1 protein-coding gene is annotated in these 260 nt (G+C 59.6%); it reads left to right on the forward strand.

Annotated elements, in window-relative coordinates; all coding sequences use genetic code 11:
- A partial coding sequence (locus tag SB765_RS30980) for an OprD family outer membrane porin (RefSeq protein WP_410932669.1) occupies window positions 1-260 on the forward strand: 260 nt, incomplete at both ends.

Below are 260 nucleotides of genomic sequence, written 5' to 3' on the forward strand. Positions count from 1 at the left end.
GCCGGGCTTCGACCGACCTCACGGGCATGGCCGTAAGCGGCGGCACGCAGGAGAGTGACCGTTTCAACTTTGTCGGTGCTGACTATCGCGCCACCGATTCGCTGCTGATGCAGTATTACGCCGGTCAGCTCGAAGACTATTACCTGCAACAGTTCGCCGGTCTCAATCACACACTGGTGTTGACTGATGACAGCTCGTTGACGACTGACCTGCGCTATTTCCGCACCCGTTCGGATGGCGCCAACGGCAGTGCTTCGGGG

Origin of the sequence: Pseudomonas sp. SIMBA_067 (genome assembly GCF_046534675.1) — a bacterium.
Classification (GTDB): domain Bacteria; phylum Pseudomonadota; class Gammaproteobacteria; order Pseudomonadales; family Pseudomonadaceae; genus Aquipseudomonas; species Aquipseudomonas putida.